Source organism: Arthrobacter sp. NPDC093128, assembly GCF_040683875.1.
In the GTDB taxonomy this organism is placed as follows: Bacteria; Actinomycetota; Actinomycetes; order Actinomycetales; family Micrococcaceae; genus Arthrobacter.
On the sequence record NZ_JBFBEY010000057.1, the window covers coordinates 1 to 6,235 of the forward strand.

A 6,235-nucleotide genomic window follows, 5' to 3' on the forward strand; every position below is an offset into this window, starting at 1 on the left:
CGGAACTCCGCCCCATAAGCCGTGGGCATAGTCAACATCCTTCCACGAGCACAAGCTCGCTAGGTCAAGGAGTCAACAAAACCGGGGGCAGTCCCACCTGACACACACGAGAACCCGGGTCACCCATGGTTCTGGGTGCTTGCCACCATCAAGGCAACTACGGTTACGTAAGCACCTATCCTGCCCGATAAGCGTCGCTTCCCTATGAACTGCCCATGCGCCACCATTTTGCGTCCCATGGCTTCGGAGCATCATTTTTCTGCCCTGTCAGGGTTCCTAATCTGTGCTGCGCCGTCGGAAATTTTGTCGTCTTGAAGGCAACAACAACGAAGCCTAGACTCGCTTTACTCCACGACAGAATGAGGCTGCGAACGAAGGAGACGAGCGCTAACCATGATCAAGCGTCCACGCCAGAGCCGTGTGCTAGCCGAGCCCGTTAGTCCGACATTCTTAGTCGATCTTCGTATGAGTATTGATTCCGCCGTGGCCCGGAATAGGACCGTCGTCGCCGCGGCTCATTCCTACGAGGGCTGGGAATCCGGCCGCGAAACCGTCAACGGATGGCGCACCCAGATTGCCCTGGTGGCGGACCCGGAAAGGGGTGATTGAGGTTTGTAGACAACCTCGACCACGATGTGTTGTGCGTATCAGGCGACGTGGAGTATCAGGAATGGACCTGGGCCCCAGGAGACGAGCCAGCCCAACGCGCTTGCTTGAAGGAAATTGATGAGCTTGTTGAAAGCTTGGCGCGCGGGCGGCTTCCACGGCGCGAGTAAATGTTCTGTGCGCCCTTTTGGGCGTATTGCCATCATTGTGGTGTGCCTACTCTTGGCGACGACCCAAGGATGATTTTCCGCCCGGTCAGGGTTGCAATCCTCCGGACCGCCTATTCGTGGCCACCTTGGAGGGTTGGTGCTGGCGAGGCTGTTTTTCCGCCCGCTCAGGGTTGAACTAGGGGCGTTCGTCTTATGAGGCGTTGCCACGGTGGATGCTACGGGAATATGGTTCCCACAAGTCTCTACGGCGAGGCTTAGGCAGCGCATTAGGGGGAATGCTTTATGCGAACCAAAGTTTCTCAGTTCTTTTTGGCAGTTGTTCTAGCGCTAGTGACGGTGCTTGTAGTTGGCTTCCTGCGGGTAGAGATTGAGCTGACGGCCAAGGGCGCGCTCATGGATCTCGGCGGTAACCTCTCAATCTTCTTTGAAAAACGGTTTCCATGGGAGCTTCAGGCCGCTGCGGTCGCAGTGGTGGGAGCAGTCGTCGTGGGCTACCGGAAGTTTGTCAGGTCCAGGGCGGCACGCCTGACGGTGCTAACGGTTTTGTCAGTGGCCGCCATTATCTCGGGCTTCGCCTACATTCCTTCGCAGACGGTGTGGCTGGACATCTTCTCCAGATGCTTCATAGAGGGCGGTAGCTCCCCCTTCAACCTTGTATTCATTGGAGGGGTACTGGCCGATCTTGTTCTCCGCAGAGACGGCGATCATGACCGTTCAAAGGAACACGAACGGGTGGCGTAGCCCTTCGCTTTTCAGTCATCTCTGGCACCATTCGGTCTCGGCTGGTGCTCAACGGGACCGGTTTAGTCGGTTGGGCGAGCCAAATTTCCGCCCGCTCAGGGTTGGGCTCACGATCCCCACCTGGGCACAATGCGCCAATGGCTTCCGTTGTCTGGGCGGTGACCATGCTCCGCGACGGCACCACCTACACGCCAGTCCCGGCCGAGGCACAACCACGGGCCGCCTGACGAGTCGACACCCCGGACCGGAGCGCAACGCTCTGTTCAGCGACTTCAGGTGCTAAGAATGTTCCGAGCAAGTTCGACGAGAAGTGCCATTTTTCGCTGTGATTCCTCTTTGAAAACCGGGTTTATTCTTGCATCGAGATACCAGCCGAACCGGTCATAGGCATGAACAACCGCCTTAGTACCCGTGGTCGTCTCCTTGAACGTGACGGTCATTCCCACTGGAATGCTCCTTCGGCCCCACGGCAGCATCGTGCCCCATAAACGAACAGGAAAGTTCGATCCCTCACGCACGGAGACCGAGGCGCCTTCGTTGCGCGGGTTGTAGCCCGCGGCCCTCAATCCCGCCATCAGAGCCGCAATCGATTCTGGCGCTGTCGTTCGGACTGGAATTGATTCGTTTAGCTCGTAGATGCTCTCCAACGGGATCCCCTTGTCTCGGCACAGTCACATTGCACGGATCGACACATCCCTGAACCGCGGTGGTACTGCGAATCCTAACGGGCCGTACAACGAACATGCAGCCTCTGTTCGGGCAAAAAGCCGTCCGCTTAAGGTTCGGTTGAACGGACTGGAGAACCGCCAGCCCAAGCTGAGATTGACTTACGGAACGGCCGCTCTCGGTGTCCGTTGACAAGTGGACGAAGGCTCGCTGACAGTGGTCCATGGACACATCGGCGCGGGATAGAAGGATTCGGATCGGCGCGGGACTGATCATGGCCGGACTCGCCGTCACGTCGGTAATCATTGTTCTGGTTTCCGCCCCGGACCCCATATCTGACATCGTTCCGATCATCGTCGCCAGTGTCCAAGCGCTCCTTACTCTCTTCCTCGGAGCCTGGCTTGCCTCCGGCAAACGCGGCACGGCGGACCTGGTTCCGGTTCCCGGCATCTGGAGGAGAATCTTTCTCCTCATAACTGTTCTACTCGGCGTTTTGCAGTTTGTGTGGCAGCTGATCGATGATCCCCGCCACCTGGTGCTAGCCGCGTCATGGCCCAACTTGATAGGCATAGCCATCATGCTGCAGTTCGGGCCCGGCCGGCATCACTTCCAGAACGAAGAGCAATGGCTCACCGCTTTGTCCCCCCAAGACGCGGTGGAAGCCCTGGCCCGGGTGTTCGGCCAGCCCGGATTGACCACGAAAATCACGGGTTCGGACGTTTGGGTGGAGATCAGCGGCCAGTGGCAGGGCGAATGGCGCCACCACGACGCTGCCAGACACCTGAAGGTACGGCCCCACATCCGTTTCGTCGTTGATGCCACCGACAACGGAACCCGGGTTACCGCGTTCAGCCGCGAATTTCAGCTGGGGATGTACGACGTGTTGAAGCTCGCGGACGAAATGAGCGAATCCGGTGTGGCTCTGGCCAGACAGGTGACCGGAACGCCCGCATAAGAAGCACCCCTTGAGTTCGCCCACGTCGGCCCGTTGAGGGTAGCTTTCCTCTCCCTGGCTCTTCCTCGCCGTTCTTGTCACTCACGCGCCCGTCGAGCCAGTACTCGGCCCGGTCAGGGTTCGTCAGAAGGAGCGGGACAGCTTGGCTTTACGTGGATCGAGGCAACTATTCCCAAGAGTGGCACGAAAGCTATCACGAGCACCCAATCGATTCTGAAAGCTGGGTCTAATCGCGTTGGACAATGGTTCCATGAGTGATCAGCCTTTCGAGTCCAAGTTCTCTTCCGACGCCCCCTGGAAGGCTCCTGATGCCGAATTGATTGCGATTGCTAGAGAAAACGGTATTACTCTGCAAGCCCTCCTCCTGGCCGCGCAAGACCATGCCCGCAAACTAGATGAGGCTCTGCGAGCCATGGGTGACTCAGGCATCTCTCCACTCGCAATCGCGGCTGCCGCCGGCTTAGGTGAAGCGCATGTTTCGGCCGTACTCGCTGGCCGGACTACCCTGGACTTCCTTCTGGAGCTCTCAAGAACCGACTAGCCGACGCGACAGGGGCCAAAGAGCGTGAATATGTTCTGTTTCGCTGAAGGTTCGGCTCTCGTTCAAGGTTCAATTCCTCCTGGCCTGCGTATCAGTGCGGGCTAGGATCAAAACATGGCAGCTGAGATAAAGAAGCCCTCGCCCCTCGGAAGGTGGGAAAAGGCCCTCACGCGATCTTACTGGTGGGTTCTCTTAGTTGGCTTTTTGGTTTCCAGCATCCTCCGTGAACCACTTGGCTTCTTGCCCGCAATTGCCCTCACAGTCGCCGTCATGGCTGCCCTTACGCTCATAGTCTCGCGACTGGCAGCGGCGGAAAGGAAGATTCGTCTCCTCCGGGACGTTGAGCGCGGACTCATCGAATGCGCAATCCGATACCCCAAGGCTCTCCCCGATTCACTGAGCAGCAGGTGGGAACAGGGAATCGCAGAAGTGAACAATGGAACTATCAAGTTCCAGCCTCTGGTTGCCGGCATGGGATCCCCCACGGAGCACGTGCGGGAGTTCAGCGAGCTGTCCCTCTACGGATTGCTCTTTCCCCCGAAGAAGCCGGCAGAGCTCCAGCGGTCCTGGAAAATCGCAGCAATCGGCACAGACAAGGGAGATCTGGAAGTAGCCACCGGAGAAGCAGGTCTCAGCCTACTCTCGGACCATACCGACCACGCTGGTCCTTCCTGAGTGCAATTCATTGCGGACCGAACCGCTGGGGCACACAATGAACGAACTACCGTCGGGGGTCGGGCACATGTGTCTTGGTCTAAGAATCGCTGTCACCGTGTTCGTATTCTCGCTCGGGATCACCTCATGCACGCCAAGTCCACTGCCCATAGGGAGTCAGGGGCCCGTGGTCTACGATCAAGGCCAAGTCCGGCTGTGTGGCACGGTTATCAGCCGTGGCCGGGACGTCCCGGTGATATCCGACATCGTGAATGGCTCAGTGCAGCCTATTGAGAGCACAAGTAGCACCGGGCTCATTTATCTGAGCTTTACCCAGGACTGTGCCAGTGGCGCCGATTATCAAATTACACCTGCGGATAGTGCGGAGGTCTCGCAAGAGGTCGCAGGTCCAACAGGAACTGCGTTGGCGGTCGTACTTAAACCGACCAAGAAAAACTTCACCGTCATTGCGACGACGTCGTCCGGGATAAAGAAGAGCGTAGAGATCCGCCTCACAAGCATTCCGGGTTCGTCTCCGGAGAGTTGAACTACGCGCCCGGAGGGATCTTTCAGGTGGCAGTACCAGCCTCCTGCCGGTGCGAATGATGGAATCGCGTCACTGCAACTACGTGTGGCTCAGACTGCCCGTTCACTGTCGCTTTTCACTCTGCGCGGCCGCGAGTCGGTTCTCCGGACTTCGCTCGTCGGAGGAGTCCATATTCGGCCCGGTCAGGGTTCGGCTCACGACGAAACGGGCCACGAAGCTATGCGCCACTACCCCGCGGATAGAGTGCGTTCGTCCTTCTGTCCTTCGTGAAGACGGTGCCAGATACGCCGGGCTTCACGTTCGAATCTGCCGCCGTCTGCCCATATCGCTCCGCCTTCTTCAAACTCGAAGCGCATTAGCAGGACACCGTCGGTGATGGAAATTGAGCAGACCGGGTGTTTGCGGACAAACGTCTTCGTCATGATTCCGCGTACCAACCCATCCGCCAAGGATCGGCTGTCATACCCGTTCTCTGTGTCCATCGCGTCAAAGCACCGCTGCAACGCCGCTTGTGGGGTCAGACCCTCGAGACTAAGAAGCGCTTCGAAAGTAGACAACATCTTGGTTATCGACAACCGTCCGTTCGAAACGTAATTGAGGGTCTTTATCCTCGTTGCGATGCTTCGGAAGGTCCTGATGGCTGTAAAGCCCACCAGGACGATGAACGGGATTGCAGCCAAACTGCCCTCCGACCACGACAGGGTCGTGGCAAAGGTGATAGCGACGATCAAAAGTAGCTCGAAGAGAATCAGCATTATGAGACCCGCAAATAGGCCGCCTTGCGGTCGAGGTAGGGCGCCCATCATTCATCGAGCGTTCTGGCCGTGATTCCGCTTGACCAACACACACCCACGACGGACCCCCAATGCTTGTGCTTCTATTCGAGCCGCTTTGCGCTTCGATAAGCGTTATCTGATCATCATTGAGCCCAAGATATTAGGCAATAAGTAGTCACAGGATCACTACTCAGTTGGTCCATTCGAAGCTTGGTCGAAAGCCCGGTAAGGGTCGCTTTCCACATCCCGTCCGGCGCCGCAACTTTTTTGCGTCTCAGGCTGTGTAAGCCGAGTTTTGGCCCGGTCGGGGTTGGGCTCATGTCATGCGACCTCCGTTGGCTGTTCCTCCGTGCGGTAGAGGTTTTCGATGATGGTCCCGGCATGCAGGGGGCTGATCTTGGGATACATCGTGCGCAGCTCCTTCACGGCCGCCTCGTGTCCGCGCTTGATATGGATGACCCTCAGCCAGCTGATCTGCAGCCCAGACAGACGCACCCCGGCTTTTGAAACCTGGCGGTGTTCTATGATGCGCCAGACGCTCAGGGTCCCCTGGGCTAGGGCCAACACGACGATCAGTGG

At 57.9% G+C, this 6,235-nt stretch carries 9 protein-coding genes; 6 read left to right on the plus strand and 3 right to left on the minus strand.

Translation table 11 applies throughout. From position 1 onward, the window contains the following. The first annotated feature begins 465 nt into the window (after nucleotides 1-465). Together AB0N24_RS27240 and AB0N24_RS27245 are read left to right on the plus strand one after the other, a co-directional pair. Nucleotides 466-609, plus strand: coding sequence for a hypothetical protein (locus AB0N24_RS27240; protein WP_364131653.1), 144 nt, complete (start codon nucleotides 466-468; stop codon nucleotides 607-609). 449 nt (nucleotides 610-1,058) lie between these two features. Beyond that, nucleotides 1,059-1,517 (plus strand): hypothetical protein, encoded by a 459-nt coding sequence (locus AB0N24_RS27245; protein WP_364131656.1) that lies wholly within the window; start codon nucleotides 1,059-1,061, stop codon nucleotides 1,515-1,517. Between the two features lie 272 nt (nucleotides 1,518-1,789). Here AB0N24_RS27245 and AB0N24_RS27250 read toward each other — a convergent pair whose 3' ends face one another. Further along, nucleotides 1,790-2,164 carry a hypothetical protein gene (locus AB0N24_RS27250; protein WP_364131658.1) on the minus strand — a complete coding sequence of 125 codons (375 nt, stop codon included), beginning with the start codon at nucleotides 2,162-2,164 and terminating at the stop codon, nucleotides 1,790-1,792. Between the two features lie 242 nt (nucleotides 2,165-2,406). Here AB0N24_RS27250 and AB0N24_RS27255 point away from each other — a divergent pair, with 242 nt between their 5' ends. From AB0N24_RS27255 to AB0N24_RS27270, 4 genes are all read left to right on the plus strand, one after another. Then, nucleotides 2,407-3,138 carry a hypothetical protein gene (locus AB0N24_RS27255; RefSeq protein ID WP_364131660.1) on the plus strand — a complete coding sequence of 244 codons (732 nt, stop codon included), beginning with the start codon at nucleotides 2,407-2,409 and terminating at the stop codon, nucleotides 3,136-3,138. Between the two features lie 250 nt (nucleotides 3,139-3,388). After that, entirely contained in the window at nucleotides 3,389-3,679 is a 291-nt protein-coding gene (locus AB0N24_RS27260) for a hypothetical protein (RefSeq protein ID WP_364131663.1), read from the plus strand. 114 nt (nucleotides 3,680-3,793) lie between these two features. Then, nucleotides 3,794-4,354: a hypothetical protein gene (locus AB0N24_RS27265; RefSeq protein WP_364131666.1), complete on the plus strand. Its 561-nt coding sequence runs from the start codon at nucleotides 3,794-3,796 to the stop codon at nucleotides 4,352-4,354. Nucleotides 4,355-4,520: 166 nt separating this feature from the next. After that, complete coding sequence (locus AB0N24_RS27270; RefSeq protein WP_364131668.1) at nucleotides 4,521-4,880, plus strand: hypothetical protein; 360 nt, start codon at nucleotides 4,521-4,523, stop codon at nucleotides 4,878-4,880. Between the two features lie 227 nt (nucleotides 4,881-5,107). Here AB0N24_RS27270 and AB0N24_RS27275 read toward each other — a convergent pair whose 3' ends face one another. Together AB0N24_RS27275 and AB0N24_RS27280 are read right to left on the minus strand one after the other, a co-directional pair. After that, on the minus strand, nucleotides 5,108-5,635 hold the full coding sequence (locus tag AB0N24_RS27275; protein ID WP_364131670.1) for a hypothetical protein: 528 nt from the start codon (nucleotides 5,633-5,635) through the stop codon (nucleotides 5,108-5,110). A 342-nt stretch (nucleotides 5,636-5,977) separates the two neighbouring features. Further along, a partial coding sequence (locus AB0N24_RS27280) for a hypothetical protein (protein ID WP_364131672.1) occupies nucleotides 5,978-6,235 on the minus strand: 258 nt, incomplete at its 5' end.

Excerpts from the sequence above, each read along its gene's own strand:
- AB0N24_RS27255 (WP_364131660.1), top strand. The coding sequence starts at position 2,407 with ATGGACACATCGGCGCGGGATAGAAGGATTCGGATCGGCGCGGGACTG.
- AB0N24_RS27265 (WP_364131666.1), top strand. The coding sequence starts at position 3,794 with ATGGCAGCTGAGATAAAGAAGCCCTCGCCCCTCGGAAGGTGGGAAAAG.
- AB0N24_RS27245 (WP_364131656.1), top strand. The coding sequence starts at position 1,059 with ATGCGAACCAAAGTTTCTCAGTTCTTTTTGGCAGTTGTTCTAGCGCTA.
- AB0N24_RS27240 (WP_364131653.1), top strand. The coding sequence starts at position 466 with ATGAGTATTGATTCCGCCGTGGCCCGGAATAGGACCGTCGTCGCCGCG.
- AB0N24_RS27260 (WP_364131663.1), top strand. The coding sequence starts at position 3,389 with ATGAGTGATCAGCCTTTCGAGTCCAAGTTCTCTTCCGACGCCCCCTGG.
- AB0N24_RS27275 (WP_364131670.1), bottom strand. The coding sequence starts at position 5,635 with ATGCTGATTCTCTTCGAGCTACTTTTGATCGTCGCTATCACCTTTGCC.